Here is a 23250-nt window from a genome sequence, read left to right as displayed (position 1 = left end):
AGGGGGGATTACCAGCCAAGAAGGGTTGAACCGCCTCCGCCCCTCACTTACTGCCGTGGTTATGCTTTTATGCGGGATATAATTCATCGTATTTGGTTATGGAAATGCATGGTTTTTTGCGCCGCCGCTTATGATGGCAGACAGCATTTTCCGCTGTGAGCGATGCAGATCACAAAATAAATCGTGCAACAATTCATCGTTTAACACAAAATTTTACCTATTCCGGACAATCGGTTCGCGCTATAGGTTGCAAATTAAGCAGTGCAATATTCTGGTAACAAGCCTGTAGCATAAATTTCCCTGCTGGAAATGTCCCCGGAAGGTTTTTTTAATCTTTGCCCGCCGAATCCCACCTTGCTTGTAAATCCCCGTGACCTGTATTGACGTTTCCTTAATCTGTTGACAGATTGTAGGACGAGAGGGGCTATTTACGGACCGTCTGTGCTACCTCCATGCATGACTCGCGAAAGGAACTGCTAGCCTCACCACCGCCTCCGGGCACACCGTACCGACCACCCACAAATAACAATGGTCAGACGGTTACAAAACACAACACGACACATAATTGGAGCAGAATAATGAGTATTTCCTTGAAGAAGTCAGGGATGCTGAAATTTGGTCTGAGCCTGGTTGCCATGACCGTTGCAGCAAGCGTACAAGCCAAAACCCTGGTTTACTGTTCAGAAGGTTCCCCAGAGGGCTTTAACCCACAGCTGTTCACTTCCGGCACGACTTACGATGCCAGCTCCGTACCGATTTATAACCGTCTGGTGGAATTTAAAACCGGCACCACCGAAATCATCCCAGGCCTGGCTGAAAAATGGGACGTTAGCCCGGACGGTAAAACCTACACCTTCCACCTGCGTAAAGGCGTGAAGTGGCAGGACAATAAAGACTTCAAACCGACTCGCGATTTCAACGCCGACGACGTTGTATTCTCCTTTGACCGTCAGAAAAACAAAGATAACCCGTATCACAAAGTCTCTGGCGGCAGCTACGAATACTTCGAAGGCATGGGCCTGCCTGACCTGATCACCGAGATCAAGAAAGTCGACGATAACACCGTGCAGTTCGTGCTGGCGCGTCCAGAAGCGCCGTTCCTCGCGGACATGGCCATGGACTTCGCCTCTATTCTTTCTAAAGAATATGCGGACAACATGATGAAAGCCGGCACCCCGGAAAAAACAGACCTGAACCCAATCGGTACCGGTCCATTCCAGCTGCTGCAGTACCAGAAAGACTCCCGTATTCTGTATAAAGCCTTCCCGGGCTACTGGGGTACCAAGCCGCAGATCGATCGCCTGGTCTTCTCCATCACGCCTGACGCTTCCGTGCGTTATGCCAAACTGCAGAAAAACGAATGTCAGGTGATGCCGTTCCCGAACCCGGCCGACATTGCCCGCATGAAAGAAGACAAGAACATCAATCTGATGGAACAGGCTGGCCTGAACGTGGGCTATCTCTCCTTCAACACCGAGAAGAAGCCGTTTGACGACGTGAAAGTGCGTCAGGCGCTGACCTACGCGGTGAACAAAGAAGCGATCATTAAAGCCGTTTATCAGGGCGCGGGCACCGCGGCTAAAAACCTGATCCCACCAACCATGTGGGGCTACAACAATGACGTGAAGGACTACACCTACGATCCTGAAAAAGCGAAAGCGCTGCTGAAAGAAGCGGGTCAGGACAAAGGCTTCACCGTTGACCTGTGGGCGATGCCAGTTCAGCGTCCATACAACCCGAACGCTCGCCGCATGGCTGAGATGATTCAGGCTGACTGGGCGAAAGTTGGCGTGACCGCCAAAATCGTGACCTACGAGTGGGGCGAGTACCTGAAGCGTGCTAAAGCCGGTGAACACCAGGCCGTAATGATGGGCTGGACCGGCGACAATGGGGATCCGGATAACTTCTTCGCCACCCTGTTCAGCTGCGCCGCGGCGAAAGACGGTTCCAACTACTCTCGCTGGTGCTACAAGCCGTTTGAAGATCTGATTCAGCCGGCTCGCGCCACCGACGACCACAACAAGCGTGTTGAACTGTACAAACAGGCTCAGGTTGTGATGCACGATCAGGCGCCAGCGCTGATCATCGCTCACTCCACCGTGTTCGAGCCAGTGCGTAAAGAAGTTAAAGGCTACGTGGTTGATCCACTGGGCAAACACCACTTCGAAAACGTGTCCGTCGAATAATAAAAGTAACGTGCTTTATTCCCTCTCCCCCATGGGGAGAGGGTTAGGGTGAGGGGTATTGGCGTTGTCCAACCTCACCCCGACCCTCTCCCTCAAAGGGAGAGGGGGAAACATTTGTGAGCAATACAGACGGAACAGTTACCAGGCTTTCCGTCACTACAGAGAATCCGGGATATGCTGCAGTTCATCCTCCGACGACTGGGGTTAGTCATCCCCACGTTTATAGGTATTACCCTACTCACCTTCGCTTTCGTGCATATGATCCCCGGAGACCCGGTGATGATTATGGCCGGAGAGCGCGGTATTTCTCCTGAGCGTCATGCCCAACTGCTGGCCGAGATGGGTCTCGACAAGCCAATGTGGCAGCAGTACCTCCATTACATCTGGGGCGTAATGCATGGCGATCTGGGCATTTCATTAAAGAGCCGCCTCCCGGTTTGGGACGAGTTCGTGCCGCGCTTTAAAGCGACGCTGGAACTCGGCATCTGCGCGATGATTTTCGCCGTTGCCGTCGGCATTCCGGTGGGCGTTCTGGCCGCCGTGAAGCGTGGTTCAATCTTTGACCACACCGCCGTTGGCCTCGCGCTGACCGGCTATTCCATGCCAATTTTCTGGTGGGGCATGATGCTCATCATGTTGGTATCGGTGCACTGGAACCTGACGCCAGTGTCCGGGCGCATCAGCGACACCGTGTTCCTGGATGACTCCCTGCCGCTCACCGGGTTTGCGCTGATAGATACCGCTATCTGGGGCCAGCCGGGTGATTTTATTGACGCCGTCGCCCACATGATTTTGCCTGCCATCGTGCTGGGCACTATTCCGCTAGCGGTTATCGTGCGTATGACCCGCTCTTCCATGCTGGAAGTGCTGGGCGAAGACTACATCCGTACCGCTCGCGCCAAGGGTCTGACCCGCATGCGCGTGATCGTGGTTCATGCCCTGCGCAACGCGATGCTGCCGGTCGTCACGGTTATCGGCCTGCAGGTCGGTACTCTGCTGGCAGGCGCCATCCTGACGGAAACGATCTTCTCCTGGCCGGGTCTTGGCCGCTGGCTCATCGACGCCCTGCAGCGTCGTGACTACCCGGTAGTCCAGGGCGGCGTGCTGCTGGTGGCGACGATGATTATCCTCGTCAACCTGCTGGTAGACCTGCTGTACGGCGTGGTGAACCCGCGTATACGCCATAAGAAATAAGGGGCCATCATGACGCAACTGACAGAAAACAAAGTGGTGGCAGCACCCAAGCCGATGACGCCTTTCCAGGAGTTCTGGCACTACTTCAAACGCAATAAAGGGGCGGTGATCGGCCTGGTGTACGTCGCCATCATGATCTTCATCGCCGTCTTCGCTAACTTCCTCGCGCCGCACGCGCCAGCGGAGCAGTTCCGCGACGCGCTGTTGCACCCGCCGGTGTGGCAGGAAGGCGGGAGCTGGAGCTACATCCTCGGCACCGACGACGTCGGTCGCGATGTGCTGTCCCGCCTGATGTACGGCGCTCGCCTGTCGCTGCTGGTCGGCTGCCTGGTGGTTGTCCTGTCGCTGGTGATGGGGATTGTGCTGGGCCTGGTCGCCGGTTACTTCGGCGGCGTGGTCGACAACATCATCATGCGCGTGGTCGATATCATGCTGGCACTGCCAAGCCTGCTGCTGGCGCTGGTGCTGGTGGCTATCTTCGGCCCGTCCATCGGCAACGCCGCGCTGGCGCTAACCTTCGTCGCGCTGCCGCACTATGTGCGTTTAACGCGTGCTGCGGTGCTGGTGGAAGTTAACCGCGACTACGTGACCGCCTCCCGAGTGGCGGGCGCTGGCCCGGTTCGCCAGATGTTTGTGAATATCTTCCCGAATACCCTTGCGCCGCTGATCGTTCAGGCGTCGCTCGGCTTCTCGAACGCCATTCTCGATATGGCCGCCCTTGGCTTCCTCGGCATGGGTGCGCAGCCGCCAACACCGGAGTGGGGCACCATGCTCGCCGACGTGTTGCAGTTCGCGCAGAGTGCCTGGTGGGTTGTGACCTTCCCAGGGGTTGCGATCCTGCTAACGGTGCTGGCATTTAACCTGATGGGTGACGGTCTGCGTGACGCGCTCGATCCCAAACTGAAGCAGTAAGAGGTTCGAGATGGCGTTATTAAATGTAGATAAATTATCGGTGCATTTCGGCGACGAAGACGCACCGTTCCGTGCCGTGGACCGCATCAGCTATAGCGTGGATCAGGGGCAGGTTGTCGGCATCGTGGGCGAGTCCGGCTCCGGTAAATCCGTCAGCTCGCTGGCGATTATGGGGCTTATTGACTTCCCTGGCCGGGTGATGCCGGAAAAACTGGAATTCAACGGCCGGGATCTGAAGCGCATTTCTGAGAAAGAGCGCCGCAACCTGGTGGGCGCCGAAGTGGCGATGATCTTCCAGGACCCGATGACCAGCCTGAACCCGTGCTACACCGTCGGTTTCCAGATTATGGAAGCCATTAAGGTGCACCAGGGGGGTAACAAGAAAACCCGCCGCCAGCGAGCAATCGACCTGCTGACCCAGGTGGGTATTCCTGACCCGGCTTCACGTCTCGACATTTACCCGCACCAGCTTTCCGGCGGGATGAGCCAGCGCGTGATGATCGCCATGGCGATCGCCTGCCGTCCTAAGCTGCTGATCGCCGATGAGCCAACCACCGCGCTCGACGTAACTATTCAGGCGCAGATCATCGAACTGCTGCTGGAGCTGCAGCAAAAAGAGAACATGGCGCTGATCCTGATCACCCATGATCTCGCGCTGGTTGCCGAAGCCGCCCATAAAATCATCGTGATGTACGCAGGGCAGGTTGTGGAAGCGGGTTCGTCCCACGATATCTTCCGCGCGCCGCGCCACCCGTACACCCAGGCTCTGCTCCGTGCGCTGCCGGAATTTGCTCAGGATAAAGCGCGTCTGGCCTCGCTGCCGGGCGTAGTGCCTGGCAAATACGACCGCCCGAACGGCTGCCTGCTGAACCCGCGCTGCCCGTATGCGACCGACAAATGCCGCAGCGAAGAGCCAGCGTTAACCCTGCTGGCAGACGGGCGTCAGTCCAAATGCCACTACCCACTCGATGATGCCGGGAGGCCAACCCTATGAGTACCCCACAGGCCACCGCGCAACCGCTGTTGCAGGCCATCGACCTGAAAAAACATTACCCGGTGAAGAAGGGCTTTTTCGCTCCTGAACGCCTGGTAAAAGCGCTGGACGGCGTAAGCTTTACCCTCGAACGCGGCAAAACGCTGGCGGTCGTCGGTGAATCCGGCTGCGGGAAATCCACCCTCGGCCGCCTGCTGACCATGATCGAAGTGCCGACCGGCGGGGAGCTTTACTACCAGGGCCAGGATCTGCTGATCCCGGACGCCTCGGCGGAAAAGCTGCGCCGGCAGAAAATCCAGATCGTCTTCCAGAACCCCTATGGCTCGCTGAACCCGCGTAAAAAAGTGGGGCAGATCCTGGAAGAGCCGCTGCAAATCAACACCAGCCTGAGCAAAGCCGAGCGCCGTGAAAAAGCGCTGGAGATGATGGCGAAAGTGGGTCTGAAAACCGAGCACTACGACCGCTATCCGCACATGTTCTCCGGCGGCCAGCGCCAGCGTATCGCTATCGCTCGCGGCCTGATGCTTGACCCGGACGTGGTGATTGCCGATGAGCCGGTCTCCGCACTCGACGTGTCGGTGCGTGCTCAGGTACTGAACCTGATGATGGATCTGCAGCAGGATCTGGGGCTGTCCTACGTGTTCATCTCCCACGACCTGTCGGTGGTAGAGCACATCGCCGATGAAGTGATGGTGATGTACCTCGGCCGCTGCGTGGAGAAGGGCAGCAAAGAGCAAATCTTCTCAAACCCGCGCCACCCGTACACCCAGGCGCTGCTGTCCGCCACGCCGCGCCTGAACCCGGACGAACGTCGCGAACGCATCAAGCTGACCGGCGAGCTGCCAAGCCCGCTGAACCCGCCGCCGGGCTGCGCCTTTAACGCCCGCTGCAGCCGTCGCTTCGGGCCATGCACCCAGCTCCAGCCGCAGCTGAAAGACTACGGCAATGGCCAGCTGGTGGCGTGTTTCGCGGTTGACCAGGATGTGAACGGGGAACTGCGTTAATTCAGGATGGCCCTTTTTAAAGGGCTATCTATCTCTAGATATGTAACCGATCAAGGTTTTGATATTTTTGTTTTCAGCTCCTCATTTTTATAAGTAGTTGACCCTTCAGCACGCTGCTTATTTACACTTTTCCATGCCCACTTAGGGATTTGAGGTGCATCTCTATTAATATCATTAAGACGTTTTCGATAATTTTGGACCGCTAGCACTGCTTCTTTACAACAATTCATATCCGGAAAATCGGTGTCCCAATTTTTACAATCACGCCATAACGCATGCAGGCTTTCAGCTGCTGATCTATGCTTCAATGCTTGTTCATTAAAGTTTAAGAAAGTACCTAATCCACTGAGAATAGAAACAATAAGTCCTAAAAAAACTAATAATGGTTGTAAATAACTAGTCCCTGCGAGTACATCTTTTGCATCCGAGGAAAGGAGCCAAGTCAGAAATATAGATATAGTGGTAGCTGGTAATCCAATGTATAGCTTGTGCCTCCTTTCATATTTAGCTGCCGCGCACCAGTGGCCAAGCTTCGACGTTTCTGTATCTTCACGGTGCCTTTCCATTTCTTTTTCTACTTTCTCATAATGCTTTTGATCAAATGGCATCGCCTATTACATCCAGTGTTAATGATTTTTCATAGTCAGAAATAACTTAACCTTTCGGCTCAATCCCTTTTGCCTTCAAAGCCTCACGCGCCAGATTCTTTAGCCAGTTCGCCAGGCTCATTCCTTGTTCCGCCGCTTCCACGTCTAACTGCTCACGCAATGCGGGATCGATACGCATTTTAAAATGGGGTGACTTACCACCACCTTTCGGTTTTTTGTCTCGACTAACGATTGACATGGGGCCCCATATTGAGTAAGTTTTGTTCTGTATAGGGGGGCACATTAACATAGCCGCGCTATAATGAACAACGCCCCGGAGTGCGGGAACACTGCCGGGGCGTCTAACCACAAACGTTAACGCTTTAAGGAGTAACGCTATGGCTAACGCCGATAGTACCACAACCGCTAATACCGAAAATCTGGTCTTTCAACCAGTTACTGAATCCGCAATAGTGAGATTAATAAAAGCCCCGCTCGGCGCTTCCCACGATCTGTTCGAGCTGCTGGAAGGCTGTCAGGCCTATGTTGATGAGCTGGTTGAGAGCAAAGATGTCACTGATTGTATGGCGCTTTGTGGCCGCCTGCTGGCGGGGTTGGAAGTGCTGAAAAGTGCACTGGAAGCCCCTTTACCGGAACACCTTATCCAGCAGCTCACGGTTGAAGATAATAATTTCGAGAACAATACCCACCCGATTTGCGATGACTCAGAGTTGATACGTGAGTATTGCAGGGCATTAACTATGGTTTTGCTAACCAGGCAAAGCTCAGTGGAGACTCAGCAGCACATTACCGGTTTGCTGTTTGACCTCATTCACCTGCTGGCTGAAGACTTAAAAACACCGCGTTTTGTCAGAACTGCTGATGGGCTGACAATGCTCAACAGTATAAGTTTCCCAAAACGTCACTGAGTCTTTTGGCGGGTAACCTCTACCCGCCCCACCCAAACGATGCATTTTTACTCACACCAGGCACAATGCTATAGTAGTGTTATCTATTAACACAGGAGGCACCATGCCAAGAACAACCAGCATAACCATCGGCGACCAGCTTGACGCCTTTGTGAATGGCCTGATCGACGATGGCCGTTACGGCTCAACCAGCGAAGTTGTGCGCTCTGCTCTTCGGTTGCTGGAGCAGAAAGAGGCTCAGCTTACAGCACTTAAACAAGCGATTACTGCCGGGGAAGAGAGCGGAGAAAGCCCGCTGACGTTGCGCGAAATAGCCGCGAAGAAAAAACGGGAGCTCAATGTATAAACTTTCAGGGAAGGCTGCGGAGGACTTTGCCAGCATCTACGAATACACGTTACTCAATTTTGGGATGCAGCAGGCAGATGATTACACGGAAGCGATGGAAAATATGCTCACGTCCATTGTCCACTCCCCGTTTTTAGGCCGGGAGTGCCCTGAGATTGCTCAGGACCTCCGCCGGATAGACTATCGCCTGCACGCCATATTTTATCGCATCCGCGAAAAAGACATTTTTATCCTGCGCATTCTCCACCAAAAAATGGAGCCGCTATTGCACTTCCCGGAATATCCTTAAGCCCACCGAACAAATAAACCCCTCGATTATTCCCCCACAGAAACAGTGAAATCATAAATCCTGCATTTATCCCCCGCCGCTGACTGAGTAAATTGTGATCCCTGTCACTCATGCATGTCTCTGCGGAAGCGCAATACTATGTCGAATAATAAAGATAAACCTGCCACATCCCCGTGGATCGCGGTCTTTTCCCTGACCGTGGCCTGCTTTGTCATGGTTACCACCGAGTTTCTACCCATCGGTTTGCTAACCAACATCGCACCTTCCCTGAATATTTCCACCGGCACCGCCGGGCTGATGGTCACCATGCCGGGCATTGTTGCCGCCGTCGCGGCCCCGGTCCTGAGCCTGGCTTCGGGCAGCCTCGACCGCCGCCTGCTGATGCTTGGCCTGTCGCTGCTGTTGGTCGTCTCAAATCTGGTGTCCGCCCTGGCCGTTAACTTCCCGATGATGCTGCTGGGCCGCGTACTGCTGGGGATCTCCGTCGGCGGGTTCTGGTCCTTCTCGATGAACTATGGCCGTCACCTTGTGCCGGAAGCGAGCCAGGGACGCGCCGTGGCACTGATCATTAGCGGCGTGTCCGTCGGCGCGGTGTGCGGCGTCCCCGCCGGGGCATTAATCGGCGACCTGTTCGGCTGGCGTACGGCATTCTTTGCCAGCGCCTGTTTAGCCGCCATCACGCTGCTTGCCCAGTTTCGCCTGCTGGCTTCCGTGCCGCCTGGCCGGGCGCTCACCGTTCAGGATTTGCTGTCTCCGCTGCGCCTGCCTATGGCCCGCATTGGGCTTATCGCCATTGTGCTGCTGTTTGTGGGCCATTTCTCGGCTTACACCTACCTGCGTCCGCTGCTGCAGCAGGTCTTTGTGCTCAGCCCGTCGGCGATCACTTTCCAGCTGCTGGCCTACGGCGCAGTTGGCCTGCTGGGTACCTTTATCGGGGAACGCCTGGCGGAGCGCAGCCTGCGCGGGACCTTCATTCTGGCGACGGCAATGCTGGCCATTATCCTGCTCGTTTCCCCACTGCTTAGCGGCCTTGCGGGCGCCACGGTAATGGTGCTGGTGTGGGGCCTGGCCTTTGGGGCCGTGCCGGTCTGCGCGACAAACTGGATGTTTGAAGCGGTGCCGGACGCGCCGGAAGCAGGCCAGGCGCTGATGGTCACGGTGATTCAGGTTGCCCTGGCATCAGGTGCCCTGATCGGCGGTGAAGTCGTAGACTGGCACGGCGTCAGCAGCGCCATGCTGTTTGGCGGGGCGCTGATGCTCTCGGCCACGCTGGTTTTCGGCCTCTCCTTGCGCAGCCGGATGATTAGCGCTAAACAATGTGGATGATTGTTTACGTGGATAAACAAAACCCTGCCGGAGGCAGGGTTTTTCGTTGAGGACGGCTATGGATCATCATTTACTGGCTATTCGGGTGTTTAATCGCGTGGTGGAAACCGGCGGGTTTACCCGTGCCGCCGACTCTCTGAGTATGCCGAAAGCGACCGTCACTAAACTGATTCAAAATCTTGAAAACCACCTGCAGACCAAGCTGTTTCAGCGCACAACCCGCAGCGTATCGGTCACCAAAGAGGGCGAATGCTACTACCGCCGCACGGTAAAATGGCTGGCCGACCTGGAGCAGATGGAAGGCAGCATGACCGAATCACAAACCGAGCCTCAGGGCGTGCTGCGCGTGGATGTCGGCGGATCTTTCTCTCGCGAGATACTGATTCCCGCGCTGCCGGAATTTCTTGAACGCTACCCGGGTATCTCCATAGATCTTGGCGTCAGCGACCGACTGGTCGATTTAATCAACGACAATGCGGACTGCGTGATACGCAGCGGCCCACTGGTTGATTCCACGCTCATTGCCCGCCGCCTGTTTACTATGGACTGGGTTACCTGCGCCACGCCGGACTACTTTCAGCGCTACGGCACGCCTTCCCGGCCCGAAGAACTTGAACAGGGATACCCGCTGGCGCATTACCGCCACGCGCGCAATGACCGCATCTCTCCGCTGCGCTTTGTCGATCGGGGAAAAACCATCGAGATGCAGCACCGCTATCAGATTAGCGTCAACGAAAGTAACGCCCATCTCGCCATCGCGCTTTCCGGGGCGGCCTTAACCCAGGTCGTTCGCTTTGCCGCCCAGCCGTATCTCGACAGCGGGAGGCTGGTCAGCGTGCTTGAGGCTTACCCACCGCCGCCGGAACAGATGTACCTGGTTTATCCTTCCAACCGCCACCTTAGCGCCAGGCTGCGGGTATTTATTGAATGGGCCGTGGCGCGGTTTGCCTGACCGGTGTAAAGACGCCACCTCACTTTTCCCCGCATAAAAATATGTTACTCTCCGCAGGGTTAACCCTCTGGAGACGGCTATGAACGGCAAGGCAGCGCGCCCTACGATAAGCGATGTCGCGAAAGCGGCGAAGACCGGGAAGACCAGCGTTTCCCGCTACCTTAACGGTGAACAGAACGCGCTGTCTGATGACCTTCGTGGGCGCATTGAGCGCGCCATTGCCGAACTCGACTACCGCCCAAGCCAGATGGCGCGCGGCCTGAAGCGAGGGCGCACCCGCCTTATCGGGCTGATCATTGCCGACATCACCAATCCTTATTCCGTTGACGTGCTGAGCGGTATAGAAGCCGCTTGCCGCGAGAAAGGTTTTACGCCGCTGGTGTGTAACACCAACAACGAAGTCGATCAGGAACTGCACTACCTCGACCTGCTGCGCAGCTATCAGGTTGAGGGAATTGTGGTCAACGCGGTTGGGATGCGTGAAGAGGGGCTCAACCGCCTGCAACAGTCCGCCCTGCCGATGGTGCTCATCGACCGCAAAATCCCGGACTTTGCCTGTGACATGGTCGGGCTGGATAACATTCAGGCCGCAACAACCGCCACCGAACACCTCATCGAGCAGGGCTTCGAAGCTCTCCTTTTCCTGAGCGAACCGCTTGGAATGGTGAATACCCGCCATGAGCGGTTGCGAGCATTTCGCAGCACATTAGACCGCCATTCCGGCATAATTGCCGAAAATGCAGAAACACCGCTGCATGAAGCCGAACTGATCGACAACACGCTTCGCGAGTTCCACTCCCGCCACCGCGGTATGCGTAAAGCGGTGATCTCCGCCAACGGGGCGCTAACGCTGCAGGTTGCCCGCGCAATGCGCCGCCTCGGCCTGAGCTGGGGCAGCGATATCGGCCTGCTGGGGTTTGATGAGCTGGAGTGGGCGGAACTTGCCGGCGTCGGCATCACCACCCTGAAGCAACCCACCTGGCAGATAGGCTACGCCGCGCTGGAGCAAGTTGTGAGGCGCATTGAAGGCACCGCTGAAACCGTACATGAACAGCTATTCTCCGGCGAGCTTATCGTGCGCGGCTCCACCTCCCGCTAAATCTTTTGTTCGTGATGGCGCTCAAAAATTGGCAAGCAGGGTCTTTTCTTTGGAACCGGTTCCATCTAGCGTAAATAACATCAGTCGTTCGTTGTTATCGCCTGGAGACCACCATGCCGCGAAAAATTATTGTCGTCACCGCCGCCTACGGCCACGACCGCCTTGCCGCCCTCGGTGGCCAGCAGGCGGTGCTGCCGATCATTGCTGAAGCGGGGGCCGACGGCGTAGAAATCCGCCGCGAACTGTTCACCGCCACACAGCTGGATTTTCTGTCGACCGTGGCCGGAGAAATTACCCAGCACGGGCTTGAGGCCTGCTATTCCGCGCCGGAGCCGCTGTTCACGGGCGACGGCAAGCTAAACTCGCTGATCCCTTCACTTCTGCAGGAAGCCCACCAGCTAAATGCCCGCTGGCTGAAGCTCTCTCTCGGGCAGTTCAACACCGCCCAGGCATTCGACACGCTAAAACAGTGGCTCAGCGAAAGCCCCGTGGCACTGGTGGTGGAAAACGACCAAACCGACAGCGGCAAACTTGCGCCAATGCAGCGCTTCCAGGCCGCCTGTGGCGTTCACAACCTGCCGGTGACGCTCACCTTCGATATGGCCAACTGGCTGTGGGTGGACGACTCTCCACAGCAGGCCGCCCGCACGCTGGCACCTTCCGTGAGCTATATCCACGTCAAAACAGCGGTCGCCCAGCATAACCGCTACCGCGCTGTGGCGCTGGATGACGCCAGTTCAGACTGGAAAGGGCTGCTGAATATGCTGCCGCCAGATGCCCCACGCGGCATTGAGTTTCCGCTGGAAGGGCGAGACCTGGTCGCGGTTACCCGGCATTACGTCAATCTTTTACGCGAGGAATAACCATGCATCAGCTGGATGTCATCACGATAGGTGAAGCGATGGCGATGTTTGTCGCCAGCGAAACCGGCGACCTTGCCGCCGCCGAACATTTTGTGAAACGCGCGGCTGGCGCGGAGTTAAATGTCGCCACGGGGCTGGCTCGCCTGGGCCTGAAGGTGGGCTGGGTAAGCCGCGTAGGCAACGACTCTTTTGGCCGCTACGTGCTGCAACAGCTGGCGAAAGAAAACATCAACAGCCGCGGAGTGACGGTCGATGAGCAGTACCGCACCGGTTTTCAGCTCAAATCCAAAGTCGAAGATGGAACCGATCCCATCGTGGAGTATTTCCGTAAAGACTCCGCCGCAAGCCACTTATCTGTGGCCGATTTCAACGAGGAGTACTTCCTCTCAGCGCGCCATCTGCACCTAAGCGGCGTGGCGGCGGCACTCTCTGACACGTCTCTGGCGCTGCTGAACCACGCGGCCAAAACCATGAAACAGCTGGGCAAAACGCTTTCCTTCGATCCGAATCTGCGCCCGGTGCTGTGGCGCAGCGAAGCCGCAATGGTGAAACAGCTTAATCAGCTGGCATTCCAGGCCGACTGGGTGCTGCCCGGCGTAAAAGAAGGCATTGTGCTAACAGGTCAAAACACACCTGAAGGGATCGCCGATTTTTATCTGCATCAGGGCGTGAAGGTCGTGGTGCTAAAAACCGGCGCAGACGGCGCCTGGTATAAAACCGCAGACGGCGAGAAAGGCGCAGTCGCGGCGGTAAAAGTGGAAAACGTAGTGGACACCGTGGGGGCCGGAGACGGCTTTGCGGTCGGGGTGATCAGCGCCCTGCTGGAAGGGAAATCTTTGCATCAGGCAGTCAGCCGGGGCAACAAAATCGGCTCACTGGCGATACAGGTCATCGGTGACAGCGAAGGGCTACCTACCCGAAGCGCACTGGGCGAATAACGCCAAATCCATCGCTCTGTCCCCTACAAACAAAGCGATACGGTTAACCTCAAGATAGAGGCACTCTCATGAAAAACCAGACAATCGCGCCAAAGCGCTGGTGGTACATCATGCCTATCGTGTTTATCACGTATAGCCTGGCTTACCTCGACCGCGCCAATTTCAGCTTCGCTTCCGCCGCAGGCATCAACGACGACCTCGGCATCACCAAAGGCATTTCTTCGCTGCTGGGAGCCCTGTTCTTCCTCGGCTACTTCTTCTTCCAGATCCCTGGCGCGATGTACGCCGAGCGCCGCAGCGTGCGTAAGCTTATCTTCGTCTGCCTGATTCTGTGGGGCGGCTGCGCCTCGCTGACCGGCGTGGTGAGCAACATTCCAATGCTGGCCGCCATCCGCTTTGTGCTAGGCGTGGTTGAAGCGGCGGTGATGCCAGCGATGCTGATTTACATCAGCAACTGGTTTACCAAATCCGAACGCTCCCGCGCCAATACCTTCCTGATCCTCGGCAACCCGGTCACAGTGCTGTGGATGTCGGTCGTTTCCGGCTACCTGATTCAGGCCTTCGGCTGGCGTGAGATGTTTATCATCGAAGGGATCCCGGCGGTTATCTGGGCGTTTGCCTGGTGGATGCTGGTAAAAGATAAACCGGCTCAGGTGGGCTGGCTGTCCGACAGTGAAAAATCCGCCCTGCAGGCGCAGTTACAGAAAGAGCAGGAAGGCATCAAAGCCGTGCGTAACTACAGTGAAGCCTTCCGGTCACGTAACGTGGTTATTCTGTGCATGCAGTATTTTGCCTGGAGCATCGGGGTATACGGTTTCGTGCTGTGGCTGCCGTCGATTATTCGCAGCGCGGGCGCGTCAGGCATGGGAATGGTGGAGGTCGGCTGGCTTTCTTCCGTGCCTTATCTGGCCGCGACCATCGCGATGATCGCCGTCTCATGGGCGTCGGACAAAATGCAAAATCGGAAGCTGTTCGTCTGGCCACTGCTGCTGATTGGTGCCCTGGCGTTCCTCGGCTCATGGCTGGTCGGTGCCAACCATTTCTGGGTGTCCTATACGCTGCTGGTGATTGCCGGGGCCGCGATGTACGCCCCTTATGGCCCCTTCTTCGCCATTATCCCGGAGATGCTGCCGAAGAACGTTGCCGGCGGCGCGATGGCCTTAATCAACAGCATGGGCGCGCTGGGCTCCTTCGTCGGCTCCTGGTTTGTGGGCTACCTGAACGGCGCCACCGGCAGCCCGGCGGCGTCCTATGTCTTTATGGGGCTGGCGCTGCTCGCCTCGGTATGGCTTACTCTGATTGTGAAGCCCGCTAATCATCAACAAATTCCGTCCGGCGCACATCACGCCTGACCCCGCGCCGGGCGCTCTGACGCCCGGTTCGCGTTTAACCGAAAACGGAGAATCTCATGAAGCCGTCCGTCATCCTCTACAAGGCACTGCCTGACAATCTGCTGTCCCGGCTTGAAAGCCACTTTACCGTCACCCAGCTTGACGATATCAGCCCGGAAACCGTGCAAGCGAACGCAGCGCTGTTTGCCAATGCGGAAGGTATCCTCGGCTCCGGCGGCAAGGTCGACGCAGCGTTTCTCGCGCATACGCCAAAGCTGCGGGCAGCTTCTACCGTTTCTGTCGGCTACGATAACTTTAATGTGGACGCCCTGAACGAACGCGGCGTTGTGCTGATGCACACCCCGACGGTGCTGACCGAAACCGTCGCCGATACCGCCATGGCGCTGATCCTGTCCAGCGCACGCCGCGTGGTGGAAGTCGCCGAGCGCGTGAAGGTCGGCGAATGGCAAAGCAGTATTGGCGCTGACTGGTTTGGTATCGACGTGCATCATAAAACGCTCGGTATTCTGGGCATGGGGCGCATCGGCCTGGCGCTGGCACAGCGCGCGCACTTCGGCTTCAGTATGCCAATTCTGTACAACGCCCGCCGCCATCATAAGGAAGCGGAAGAGCGCTTTAACGCTCGCTACTGCGACCTGGACACCCTGCTGGCCGAGTCTGATTTCGTTTGTATTCTGCTGCCGCTAAGCGACGAAACTCGTCACCTGATTGGTGCAGAGCAAATTGCGAAAATGAAATCTTCGGCCATTTTAATCAACGTCGGGCGCGGCCCGGTGGTGGACGAGAAAGCGCTGATTCAGGCGCTGGAAGAGGGAATAATTCACGCCGCCGGGCTGGATGTCTTCGAACAGGAGCCGCTGCCGCTGGAGTCCCCGCTGCTCGGCATGCCGAATGTGGTCGCCCTGCCGCACATCGGCTCCGCTACCCATGAAACCCGCTACGGCATGGCGGAATGCGCGGTGGATAACCTGATTACCGCGCTGACCGGCAAGGTGGAAGTGAACTGCGTGAACCCGCAGGTACTGAAATAGTTTATTCGGCGGGCCAGAAAACGCTAGCCCGTCGAATAAATGACGTTATGCCGGTATGAGGCTGCCACGGTCTTATACCGTATAATCATTTCCTGTATTTATATTTACGCGCATATAAATATAATTATTTTATCAATAAGCCACGATAGATTTCCCTGCACATCACCATCTTAAGTATCTGGCAACGATATAAATCATAAACATGGCAAAAACACCAACAGGCCAGATGGGGCCATCAGGGAAAAAATAGACCCAGAGAATAGCGAACAAGGCCGTTGATGCTGTTGGAATACAGGGAAAAAATAAAGATCTAAAAAGTCGTTTAAAAAATCGTTTAATCACATTCATCATAGTTATCGAATAGCAAAGTAAAATACAATATAATTTACCATTTCAAGTAACGAACAGTTATATAAACCATAAGTATAAAGAAAACACCAACAGGCCAGATGGGGCCATCAGGAAAAAAATAGACAAGAACCACGGCAAACAAGAATGTTGCCGCTGTTGGGATGTACGGAGAGAATAAAGATTTTAAAAATCGCTTAAGAAGTCTTTTTATAATATTCATCATAGTTATCGAACCATGCTAGTGATAATGTCGATAATTTCGTCATCTGATGTCCAAACTACATCTCGTGCACGAGAATATTGAAACAATGGCTCAATCAGAAAGTACATCATCTCCAGATCTTGCGCGTATAGCGCTGAATAGTAACCTGGATAAGCGGCACGAAGCCGATGGGCGCTTTCTGCTGCTCTCTGGACGACACCATACATAGTCGCACCCATCGCCACTCTATTTGCTGTATGCCCAGCAAATATACTCACACCTTGTCTTGCGCCCATTCCAAAAGCAACTGTGCTCGCAACCATTAATGCGAGTCCGTGGCTGGTAAGTGTGTTGGACGCAATACGGGCATTTACAGCCATCAGTTTTTTCTGGATGTATTGTAATTGCTCAGATGTCCTAAATTTAATAAGATTAACAAAATAAATTTCCAACATATCACCAATGACGCCACCATTCTTTAACAGATAAATAACACCCTTAGTAAATCTGATATCTTCAGTTTTTTGCTGCTGGCACACATCCTGGTATTCTTCAGTAAAGCAGGATGTGTAATACAAAGCCCGCGTTGCCCCCGCGCCAATGGTTTCAATCTGATGTGAGACTGCTTTCCGAACCCCAATGACTGCACGATCAAGCTTTTGAGCAAGAATTTTATTTGACTGCAGATAACTAATAACGTCATTTCTGTAAAACATACATAGCCGCTCCGTGCTAATTATTAAGTCCTTTTTAAAAGGGTATATTTTAAAATCCGGCAAGTAAATAAAAAGCGTTTATTAAATAACCCAGCCGGCCATCCTTTTATCGAGAATATCAGCCATAAAAAAAGCGGAGTCGCCGTGAAGCGCTCCGCCTTTTCTTAGTGCCTAAAACTTACTGCGTTGCAGTCTGCGCTGCGGCCCAGGCCTGAGTAAATGCCTGGTGCTGAGCGGACAGCGGGCCAATCAGCGAGTTGTACTGACTTGCCTGCTGGGAAGTCGGGAACTGAATCCCGCCGTTAGCAAAGCCAACTTGCGTTCCCTGCTGGGCGATAAAATCACCCACCTGCACCAGCTGCTGGGTCAGGGTCTGCGCGGCTGGGATCAGCGGCGCCATGGCGTTCGCCGGGCCGGTGACGACTTTCTGGTAAACCTGATAGTAAACGGTTTTCAGATCGTCAGGCTGCTTCAGCGCTGCAAGCGCACCGTCGGCCTGCATCTTGGCATTCTGAACCTGCTGACCTAAAACGTTCAGCGAACCGTTAGCCTGGCGCAGCGCATCGCGCTGGGTCATGTAATCCTGCGGAGCGCGGATGCTGCTCACGCTGTCCACAACCGGCTTCATGCCTTCGTCCATGGCCTGGCTCACCTGCTGGGAGAAGCCGTACAGAATGGCGTAGTCAGAGACCAGCGGGCCAAACTGTTTTTTCTGATCGGACGTCAGCGTCGGCAGGCGGTCGCCGCTACGCATAGCCGTATTTTGCAGAAAATCGATGAACGCCTTACGCTGATCGCCTTCTTTATCGAAGCAACCACTCAGGCTCACCACCATTAATAACGCCGCCAGCGGCGCAAACCAGCGAGACCAGGACTTACCTGTCGCCATCATTTCTACTCCTGTCACCAATGCACTACCTGGCAAATTGCCACCCAATAACGATGCTAAGAATAGTCCAACCGCCCTTCGCAAGATACCCTTTCGCAACAATCTCTTTCCGCTCTGAGCAAGCTTTGCCTCTCTGCCTGAACTTTGGCAAGGCACTGGCTGAGGAATAACAAAGCCCTTCTACTTAGCCAGGTTTAGTCATACAGAGTAAATAATAAAGCGGCCGCTAATCTGGCCGCTTATGCAAACACATCCTCGTCCAGGACCAATATCAGAAACTGTAGCTGGCGCTGACAAAACTCAGCGTGGCCACTTTCTTTGCAACAATTGGGCTGCCGGCGGCATCACCCACTAAGGCGGTGACTCCCGCCCCCGCCTGTAGCGCAATATTTTGGGTCCATTCATAATTTAGCGCTGCGGTCAGCGTGACATCCTTAAAACCACTGCCTGGTCGCCAGGTAGAAAAGGCCGTGCGCTGCGCCTGCTCGGGAGTCACGCCAAAATAGCCGCGTTGATAGCCGCTGTTTGCCCATGTTGTGGAGAGATTTGTTTGCATAGAGAACCGATCGTTAAGAGGCGTTACGGTGCCAACCCCCAGTTCAGCCAGTAAAGTGCGGCCTAAATCCTCTCCGCCATAATGCCTTTTCTTCGTCGCCTGCAGCACCTTTACATAGCTGCGGAAGGGATCCAACAGATAGCTTAGCTCCAGGCCCGCCTGCAAAGCGCCCCCCAGGTCGCCCATGCCCTTAAGCGTTCTGTCTTTGCCATCAAGCGTATTAATAACTTCATCCCGGCCTGAGTCATAATCAAGCAAGAGCGCCACGCCAAAAGGCTCATCCAGCGGCAGCGCCCAACTAAGGCCATTATTCCCAAGACTCACGCTGCCCCAGCTTCCGTGACTGTAGCCGATGCTCAAATCGTAAAGCGCCGTTGGCCGGTATTTATCCGCCCCCTGATAAGCCGGCGCAAACGCGACGCCGCCGCCAACGGTTAAATAAGCTTTTCCATCTTCAGCCTGGGCTAATACAGGAAATAAAAGGGATAAAGCAAATGCCGAGATTGCCAGAGATTTTTTCAAAATTAAGTTCCTTTATTTAAAACCACGATTATATATTAAGGAATTGAAATCATTGAATTAATGGTAAATGTTAAAAACATATCTTTTTATATTCAGATACCGCAAAATACAACGTATAGCACCGACAGTGAAACGCAGGATAAATAAACGACAGCAAAACAAAATACACAATTAATTCATTAGACATCTAATTAATAACGGCCGATCTAATTTTATTTGGTTTTGTACCGCATCAGCGGATGAGTTATTTTTTAATGTGAGTACATTAGACAGTCCAGCAAAATTTTATCTTTGCCCGCTGCGGTCAACACCTCTGCCCCAGGCATGATGTCATAAACCGCATAACTATTTACATATTTATACTAAAAGCCCGCATCTATGGCTTTTCAAGCGCTTACTTCGACTGCGTATTCAGCTGAAACGCATAAGCATTTTTTGCAGCACGTTTAGCCACTAGCGTGATCCCACGCACGCTTTAAATCCAGCTACAGTTAATAGGCTTCTTTGCGTTCACGTTCTCGCTGTGTGATTTATGAGGAGTTCTCAATGGAATATAAAGATCCAATGATTGAGCTGCTTAGCAGTCTTGAGCAGATTGTTTTTAAAGATAATCAGGCCGTTAGCCTGAGTCAGAAACCCAGCGCCTTCTCGGAGTTTGAGCAGCTACGTAAAAGTACCGGACTAAAAATCGATGATTTTGCTCAGGTGATGGGGGTCAGCGTAACGATGGTGCAGGAATGGGAGTCCAGACGACTCAAACCCTCCATCACCGAACTGAAATTAATGCGTCTGATTCAGGCCAACCCAGGCCTTAGTAAACAGTTAATCAGTTAGAAAACCGCTGTACCGCAAGAAAACAACCCCGCCATGACGCGGGGTTTGTCATTAATAAGCCACCGTCTTAGCTCCTGTCTCTGGCAACATCGTGGGTACTAAAGAAAATCAGCGCCTGCTGCCAAAATCACTGTCCTCGCTCACCCCGTGAATCATCCGGGTTACCTCTTCGCAACGATGAATTTTTCCAGCCAGTAAGGTAAATCGGGCAAACACTTCGAATTCACTCCATTGAGCCTCATTTTTCTCGACCTTTACATAGTGCTGCGTAAATACGGTGTCTCCTTCCCCAACGGCGGCCTTAACTGCCAGATGCATTTTTTGGGTCTGCACTTTTAGCGCGCTCATATGATTAATGAAGTCATCATAGCTCAGTGATTTGCCATCGACGATTTGCCGGTAATCCGCAGCAAAGTACTGTGCAATTTTTTGTTCATCATGCTCGGGGCTACAAATAATTTCCTGTAATGCGTCAATGACGCTCTGGCTTTGCGATTTCATGGAAAACTCCTTTTGTTGGAGCCCCCAGTCTACAAAGCATTAATAACTGGATAATATCCGTATCAAGACAACTTTTACGGTTAATCAGCCATATGATAAAAACACAAAAAATTGATTATTTGCGTCAACACTCAACGCCCTGGCACAAACATACCTCGGGACAGCTTTATTGGCTTGAACAGGGCGTGATGGTGATTGAAACGCTACAGGCGCAGTGGCACGTTACCGCCGGCACGCTGGGTTGGTTTCCCACCGGAATAGAGCACCGGGCCTGGTTTCCGGGCAACGTCAAAGGAAGCAGCCTTTATCTCTCTGCAGCCTCCTGCACCTTATTCCCACCTGAACCGGGGATTTATGGGGCCGACCATTTTGTGTTTGCGCTGCTGGCGCGTTTAGAACTTAATGTTAACCAACCCCTGTCATCTGATTATTTATGTAGCCTTCTCACGCTCTTGAGCCATGAAATAAAGCAGCTCCCACAATGGCCTCTCGAGCTCACTTTGCCTTCGGATCGCCGGGCGCGTAACGTTGCAGAGGAATTATTGAGACATCCCGCCACCAGGCTCGATCAGGCGCAGCTTGCTCAGCAATGGGGACTAAGCGTCAGAAATCTCAGCCGTTTGTTCAATCAGCAAACCGGGTTAAGTTTCAGCCAGTGGCGGCAACAGGCGAAAATAGTGTCCTCACTCCAGTGGATAACTTCGGGTTTACCCATCAGTGAAGTCGCCGAGCGAAGCGGCTACAGCAATATCAGCGCTTACATAGAGGCGTTTCGGTTGAGATTTGGCAAGACGCCCGGACAATTTAAAGTGTCATCCTGCCAGCCGTCAGCAGGATGAATCATGCCTATTCGCGGAGGGTGGAATCGGAAGTCCTGTACCTTCGGCCCCCCCGAGTCTCTTCGCTCAGCACTGGCAATGAAAAAAATCAGAACGTTTCCCAGTTTGCATCAGAGGCTGAGGCCGTTTGCGGTTTCAACGTCGCTGGCTGCGGGCGAAGTTTTTCCTGCACCGCCTCCACACGGCGTCCGCCGGATTGCTGGAGCTGGAAAACCGCCACCGCCAGGCGTAGCTCGCTCGCCTGGTCTTCCAAAGCCGCAGCGGCAGAAGCGGACTCTTCCACCAGCGAGGCGTTCTGCTGGGTCACGCTATCCATCTCAGATACCGCCTGCGCCACCTGTTCAATGCCTTTGCTTTGCTCTTCAGAGGCCGACGCAATTTCGCCCATGATGTCAGTCACGCGGGTGACCGCCGAGACGATCTCTTTCATGGTCGCGCCCGCCTCTCGCACCTGGCTGGAGCCGGTATCAATGCGCGATACCGAGTTTTCAATCAGCACTTTAATCTCTTTCGCCGCCTGTGCGCTGCGGCTAGCCAGCGTTCTGACTTCTCCCGCAACCACGGCAAATCCACGCCCTTGCTCACCCGCACGCGCAGCTTCTACCGCGGCGTTCAGCGCCAGAATGTTGGTCTGGAAAGCAATGCTGTCGATAACGCTGGTGATATCCACGATTTTGCCAGAGCTTTCGGCGATTTCGTTCATGGTGCTGACCACGCTATCCACCACGCGCCCGCCTTTTTGCGCGGTTTCGGAGGCGTTTTTCGCCAGACCGGTGGCCTGACGAGCGTTATCGGTGTTCTGTTTCACGGTCGCGGTCAGTTGCTCCATGCTGGCCGCCGTCTCCTCCAGCGCCGCCGCCTGCTGCTCGGTACGGGAGGAAAGATCGCTGCTGCCGGCAGAGATTTCGCTGGCACCGGTGTAAATAGAATCCGCATTGTCACGCACCACGCTCACGGTCTTCGCCAGCGATTGCTGCATGGATTTAAGCCCGGCAGACAGGCGGCTCATTTCGCTGCGCCCTTCGGCGTCGATCGTACGAGTTAAATCCCCCTCAGAGATCGCCTGGATATGCCCCATTACGTTTTTCAGCGGGCGCAGCAGCACGCGCTGCAACCCCAGCCAGATAACCACCAGCGCCGCGATGACAATCAGTAAAATGGTGCCCAGCGTCCAGAGCATACCGGTATAGCTGCTTTGGTTCTCCGCGCTGGCGGCCTTCAACAGCCGGGTGTTCTGAGTCAGCCACTGGCCGTAAACGGCTTTGAAATCGTCCTGAGCCTGCTGGGCGTCGAGGTTGCCATAAGCCTGGTAGTTATCGGCCTTCAGGAACTGAATAGACTGGGCCATGACGTCGTGCATTTGCTTGAAGCTGGCCGCCGCTTTGTCGTCGAGGGCTTTATCCTGACCCGGCACATCGTCGGAATCCATGTAGCTGGAGAACTGCTTTTGCGCGTCGGCCAGCAGCACACCGGCATTCGTTAGTAGCTTGTTCATCGCCTCCAGCGAGGCAGGATCACGCTGATTTTTCAGCACACGAATCGCCACGCGGTTGATGGTGACGCGAGTTTCAACCAGCGTCTGGAAGCTGCCGCCAAGCTGCTGCTGCTGGTAGTTCAGCAGGCCGGTATTCTGGAAGTTAAGGCGATCGCTGCTGACGGAGGAGTAGTACAGAGCCCCGGTCACCAGCAAGAGCACGCTGAAGATCCCCAGCGTAGTGACAATTCCGGTGATAACTTTGATATTTTTCATAGCGCCCAACGTTCCTGAGGTAATGGCCGATATGAGATATATCGGTTCGGCGCAGATTTCCCTTACCTCCTCTGACGCGACTTTCTGT

The 23250-nt window shown here is 54.6% G+C and carries 24 protein-coding genes; 17 read left to right on the top strand and 7 right to left on the bottom strand.

The features are described 5' to 3' along the window. Positions 1–578: 578 nt before the first annotated feature. The 5 genes from dppA (at position 579) to dppF (ending at position 6290) form a co-directional block, all read left to right on the top strand. On the top strand, positions 579–2186 hold the full coding sequence (dppA, locus tag ACREYP_RS22740) for a dipeptide ABC transporter periplasmic-binding protein DppA (protein WP_008457607.1): 1608 nt from the start codon (positions 579–581) through the stop codon (positions 2184–2186). Between the two features lie 174 nt (positions 2187–2360). Beyond that, complete coding sequence (gene dppB, locus ACREYP_RS22735; RefSeq protein ID WP_008457609.1) at positions 2361–3380, top strand: dipeptide ABC transporter permease DppB; 1020 nt, start codon at positions 2361–2363, stop codon at positions 3378–3380. A 9-nt stretch (positions 3381–3389) separates the two neighbouring features. After that, complete coding sequence (dppC, locus tag ACREYP_RS22730) at positions 3390–4292, top strand: dipeptide ABC transporter permease DppC (RefSeq protein ID WP_008457611.1); 903 nt, start codon at positions 3390–3392, stop codon at positions 4290–4292. Positions 4293–4302: 10 nt separating this feature from the next. Next, complete coding sequence (gene dppD / locus ACREYP_RS22725) at positions 4303–5286, top strand: dipeptide ABC transporter ATP-binding protein (RefSeq protein WP_336819342.1); 984 nt, start codon at positions 4303–4305, stop codon at positions 5284–5286. Next, a complete protein-coding gene (dppF, locus tag ACREYP_RS22720) occupies positions 5283–6290 on the top strand; it encodes a dipeptide ABC transporter ATP-binding subunit DppF (protein WP_166994872.1) in 1008 nt (335 codons plus the stop codon). The genes dppD and dppF overlap by 4 nt, the downstream gene beginning before the upstream one ends. Positions 6291–6340: 50 nt before the next feature. On the opposite strand, the gene ACREYP_RS22715 is transcribed toward dppF, so the two are convergent. Both ACREYP_RS22715 and ACREYP_RS22710 read right to left on the bottom strand, forming a co-directional pair. After that, positions 6341–6898, bottom strand: a complete 558-nt coding sequence (locus tag ACREYP_RS22715) for an SLATT domain-containing protein (protein ID WP_336819341.1) — start codon at positions 6896–6898, stop codon at positions 6341–6343. A gap of 46 nt (positions 6899–6944) precedes the next feature. Beyond that, positions 6945–7136: a toxin-antitoxin system HicB family antitoxin gene (locus ACREYP_RS22710; protein WP_336819340.1), complete on the bottom strand. Its 192-nt coding sequence runs from the start codon at positions 7134–7136 to the stop codon at positions 6945–6947. 139 nt (positions 7137–7275) lie between these two features. Here ACREYP_RS22710 and ACREYP_RS22705 point away from each other — a divergent pair, with 139 nt between their 5' ends. The 10 genes from ACREYP_RS22705 to ghrB all read left to right on the top strand — a co-directional run bounded on the left by ACREYP_RS22705 (position 7276) and on the right by ghrB (position 16002). Then, positions 7276–7806, top strand: a complete 531-nt coding sequence (locus ACREYP_RS22705; protein WP_336819339.1) for a hypothetical protein — start codon at positions 7276–7278, stop codon at positions 7804–7806. 103 nt (positions 7807–7909) lie between these two features. Then, positions 7910–8152 (top strand): type II toxin-antitoxin system ParD family antitoxin, encoded by a 243-nt coding sequence (locus ACREYP_RS22700; RefSeq protein ID WP_336819338.1) that lies wholly within the window; start codon positions 7910–7912, stop codon positions 8150–8152. After that, complete coding sequence (locus ACREYP_RS22695) at positions 8145–8441, top strand: type II toxin-antitoxin system RelE/ParE family toxin (protein WP_336819337.1); 297 nt, start codon at positions 8145–8147, stop codon at positions 8439–8441. The genes ACREYP_RS22700 and ACREYP_RS22695 overlap by 8 nt, the downstream gene beginning before the upstream one ends. Positions 8442–8579: 138 nt before the next feature. Further along, the gene (locus tag ACREYP_RS22690) at positions 8580–9767 is read left to right on the top strand and encodes an MFS transporter (protein WP_336819336.1); all 1188 of its coding nucleotides are present in this window, start codon (positions 8580–8582) and stop codon (positions 9765–9767) included. A 58-nt stretch (positions 9768–9825) separates the two neighbouring features. Then, on the top strand, positions 9826–10719 hold the full coding sequence (locus ACREYP_RS22685) for a LysR family transcriptional regulator (RefSeq protein WP_008457619.1): 894 nt from the start codon (positions 9826–9828) through the stop codon (positions 10717–10719). A 79-nt stretch (positions 10720–10798) separates the two neighbouring features. Further along, a complete protein-coding gene (locus ACREYP_RS22680; RefSeq protein ID WP_336819335.1) occupies positions 10799–11818 on the top strand; it encodes a LacI family DNA-binding transcriptional regulator in 1020 nt (339 codons plus the stop codon). 113 nt (positions 11819–11931) lie between these two features. Further along, the gene (locus ACREYP_RS22675; protein WP_336819334.1) at positions 11932–12681 is read left to right on the top strand and encodes a sugar phosphate isomerase/epimerase family protein; all 750 of its coding nucleotides are present in this window, start codon (positions 11932–11934) and stop codon (positions 12679–12681) included. Between the two features lie 2 nt (positions 12682–12683). Next, on the top strand, positions 12684–13619 hold the full coding sequence (locus tag ACREYP_RS22670) for a sugar kinase (protein ID WP_008457625.1): 936 nt from the start codon (positions 12684–12686) through the stop codon (positions 13617–13619). Between the two features lie 68 nt (positions 13620–13687). Further along, positions 13688–14971, top strand: coding sequence for an MFS transporter (locus ACREYP_RS22665; protein WP_008457627.1), 1284 nt, complete (start codon positions 13688–13690; stop codon positions 14969–14971). Between the two features lie 56 nt (positions 14972–15027). Continuing rightward, on the top strand, positions 15028–16002 hold the full coding sequence (gene ghrB, locus ACREYP_RS22660; protein WP_008457630.1) for a glyoxylate/hydroxypyruvate reductase GhrB: 975 nt from the start codon (positions 15028–15030) through the stop codon (positions 16000–16002). A 576-nt stretch (positions 16003–16578) separates the two neighbouring features. Here the strand turns inward: ghrB and ACREYP_RS22655 are convergent. From ACREYP_RS22655 to ACREYP_RS22645, 3 genes are all read right to left on the bottom strand, one after another. Continuing rightward, the gene (locus tag ACREYP_RS22655) at positions 16579–17271 is read right to left on the bottom strand and encodes a hypothetical protein (protein WP_008457632.1); all 693 of its coding nucleotides are present in this window, start codon (positions 17269–17271) and stop codon (positions 16579–16581) included. A gap of 178 nt (positions 17272–17449) precedes the next feature. Beyond that, entirely contained in the window at positions 17450–18160 is a 711-nt protein-coding gene (locus tag ACREYP_RS22650; protein WP_336819358.1) for a DUF3053 domain-containing protein, read from the bottom strand. 271 nt (positions 18161–18431) lie between these two features. Then, positions 18432–19238, bottom strand: coding sequence for a MipA/OmpV family protein (locus ACREYP_RS22645; RefSeq protein WP_336819332.1), 807 nt, complete (start codon positions 19236–19238; stop codon positions 18432–18434). Between the two features lie 546 nt (positions 19239–19784). Here ACREYP_RS22645 and ACREYP_RS22640 point away from each other — a divergent pair. Further along, positions 19785–20072 (top strand): HTH-type transcriptional regulator, encoded by a 288-nt coding sequence (locus ACREYP_RS22640; protein ID WP_008457638.1) that lies wholly within the window; start codon positions 19785–19787, stop codon positions 20070–20072. Between the two features lie 108 nt (positions 20073–20180). Here ACREYP_RS22640 and ACREYP_RS22635 read toward each other — a convergent pair whose 3' ends face one another. Next, positions 20181–20573, bottom strand: a complete 393-nt coding sequence (locus ACREYP_RS22635) for a nuclear transport factor 2 family protein (protein ID WP_008457640.1) — start codon at positions 20571–20573, stop codon at positions 20181–20183. 92 nt (positions 20574–20665) lie between these two features. Here ACREYP_RS22635 and ACREYP_RS22630 point away from each other — a divergent pair, with 92 nt between their 5' ends. Further along, positions 20666–21412 carry an AraC family transcriptional regulator gene (locus tag ACREYP_RS22630; RefSeq protein WP_008457642.1) on the top strand — a complete coding sequence of 249 codons (747 nt, stop codon included), beginning with the start codon at positions 20666–20668 and terminating at the stop codon, positions 21410–21412. 88 nt (positions 21413–21500) lie between these two features. Here ACREYP_RS22630 and tcp read toward each other — a convergent pair whose 3' ends face one another. After that, positions 21501–23162: a methyl-accepting chemotaxis citrate transducer gene (gene tcp, locus ACREYP_RS22625; RefSeq protein ID WP_008457644.1), complete on the bottom strand. Its 1662-nt coding sequence runs from the start codon at positions 23160–23162 to the stop codon at positions 21501–21503. Between the last annotated feature and the right edge of the window lie 88 nt (positions 23163–23250).

The sequence above is a fragment of the Enterobacter sp. TMH.L2 genome, from assembly GCF_050847315.1.
Lineage (GTDB): Bacteria > Pseudomonadota > Gammaproteobacteria > Enterobacterales > Enterobacteriaceae > Cedecea.
The sequence above is the reverse complement of the archived record's forward strand: the minus strand, read 5'-3'. Positions and strand labels throughout refer to the sequence as shown.

Bases quoted from the DNA above. Each gene is read 5' to 3' on its own strand.
- dppA (WP_008457607.1), top strand. From the start codon at position 579: ATGAGTATTTCCTTGAAGAAGTCAGGGATGCTGAAATTTGGTCTGAGC.
- dppB (WP_008457609.1), top strand. From the start codon at position 2,361: ATGCTGCAGTTCATCCTCCGACGACTGGGGTTAGTCATCCCCACGTTT.
- dppC (WP_008457611.1), top strand. From the start codon at position 3,390: ATGACGCAACTGACAGAAAACAAAGTGGTGGCAGCACCCAAGCCGATG.
- dppD (WP_336819342.1), top strand. From the start codon at position 4,303: ATGGCGTTATTAAATGTAGATAAATTATCGGTGCATTTCGGCGACGAA.
- dppF (WP_166994872.1), top strand. From the start codon at position 5,283: ATGAGTACCCCACAGGCCACCGCGCAACCGCTGTTGCAGGCCATCGAC.
- ACREYP_RS22715 (WP_336819341.1), bottom strand. From the start codon at position 6,898: ATGCCATTTGATCAAAAGCATTATGAGAAAGTAGAAAAAGAAATGGAA.
- ACREYP_RS22710 (WP_336819340.1), bottom strand. From the start codon at position 7,136: ATGTCAATCGTTAGTCGAGACAAAAAACCGAAAGGTGGTGGTAAGTCA.
- ACREYP_RS22705 (WP_336819339.1), top strand. From the start codon at position 7,276: ATGGCTAACGCCGATAGTACCACAACCGCTAATACCGAAAATCTGGTC.
- ACREYP_RS22700 (WP_336819338.1), top strand. From the start codon at position 7,910: ATGCCAAGAACAACCAGCATAACCATCGGCGACCAGCTTGACGCCTTT.
- ACREYP_RS22695 (WP_336819337.1), top strand. From the start codon at position 8,145: ATGTATAAACTTTCAGGGAAGGCTGCGGAGGACTTTGCCAGCATCTAC.
- ACREYP_RS22690 (WP_336819336.1), top strand. From the start codon at position 8,580: ATGTCGAATAATAAAGATAAACCTGCCACATCCCCGTGGATCGCGGTC.
- ACREYP_RS22685 (WP_008457619.1), top strand. From the start codon at position 9,826: ATGGATCATCATTTACTGGCTATTCGGGTGTTTAATCGCGTGGTGGAA.
- ACREYP_RS22680 (WP_336819335.1), top strand. From the start codon at position 10,799: ATGAACGGCAAGGCAGCGCGCCCTACGATAAGCGATGTCGCGAAAGCG.
- ACREYP_RS22675 (WP_336819334.1), top strand. From the start codon at position 11,932: ATGCCGCGAAAAATTATTGTCGTCACCGCCGCCTACGGCCACGACCGC.
- ACREYP_RS22670 (WP_008457625.1), top strand. From the start codon at position 12,684: ATGCATCAGCTGGATGTCATCACGATAGGTGAAGCGATGGCGATGTTT.
- ACREYP_RS22665 (WP_008457627.1), top strand. From the start codon at position 13,688: ATGAAAAACCAGACAATCGCGCCAAAGCGCTGGTGGTACATCATGCCT.
- ghrB (WP_008457630.1), top strand. From the start codon at position 15,028: ATGAAGCCGTCCGTCATCCTCTACAAGGCACTGCCTGACAATCTGCTG.
- ACREYP_RS22655 (WP_008457632.1), bottom strand. From the start codon at position 17,271: ATGTTTTACAGAAATGACGTTATTAGTTATCTGCAGTCAAATAAAATT.
- ACREYP_RS22650 (WP_336819358.1), bottom strand. From the start codon at position 18,160: ATGGCGACAGGTAAGTCCTGGTCTCGCTGGTTTGCGCCGCTGGCGGCG.
- ACREYP_RS22640 (WP_008457638.1), top strand. From the start codon at position 19,785: ATGGAATATAAAGATCCAATGATTGAGCTGCTTAGCAGTCTTGAGCAG.
- ACREYP_RS22635 (WP_008457640.1), bottom strand. From the start codon at position 20,573: ATGAAATCGCAAAGCCAGAGCGTCATTGACGCATTACAGGAAATTATT.
- ACREYP_RS22630 (WP_008457642.1), top strand. From the start codon at position 20,666: ATGATAAAAACACAAAAAATTGATTATTTGCGTCAACACTCAACGCCC.
- tcp (WP_008457644.1), bottom strand. From the start codon at position 23,162: ATGAAAAATATCAAAGTTATCACCGGAATTGTCACTACGCTGGGGATC.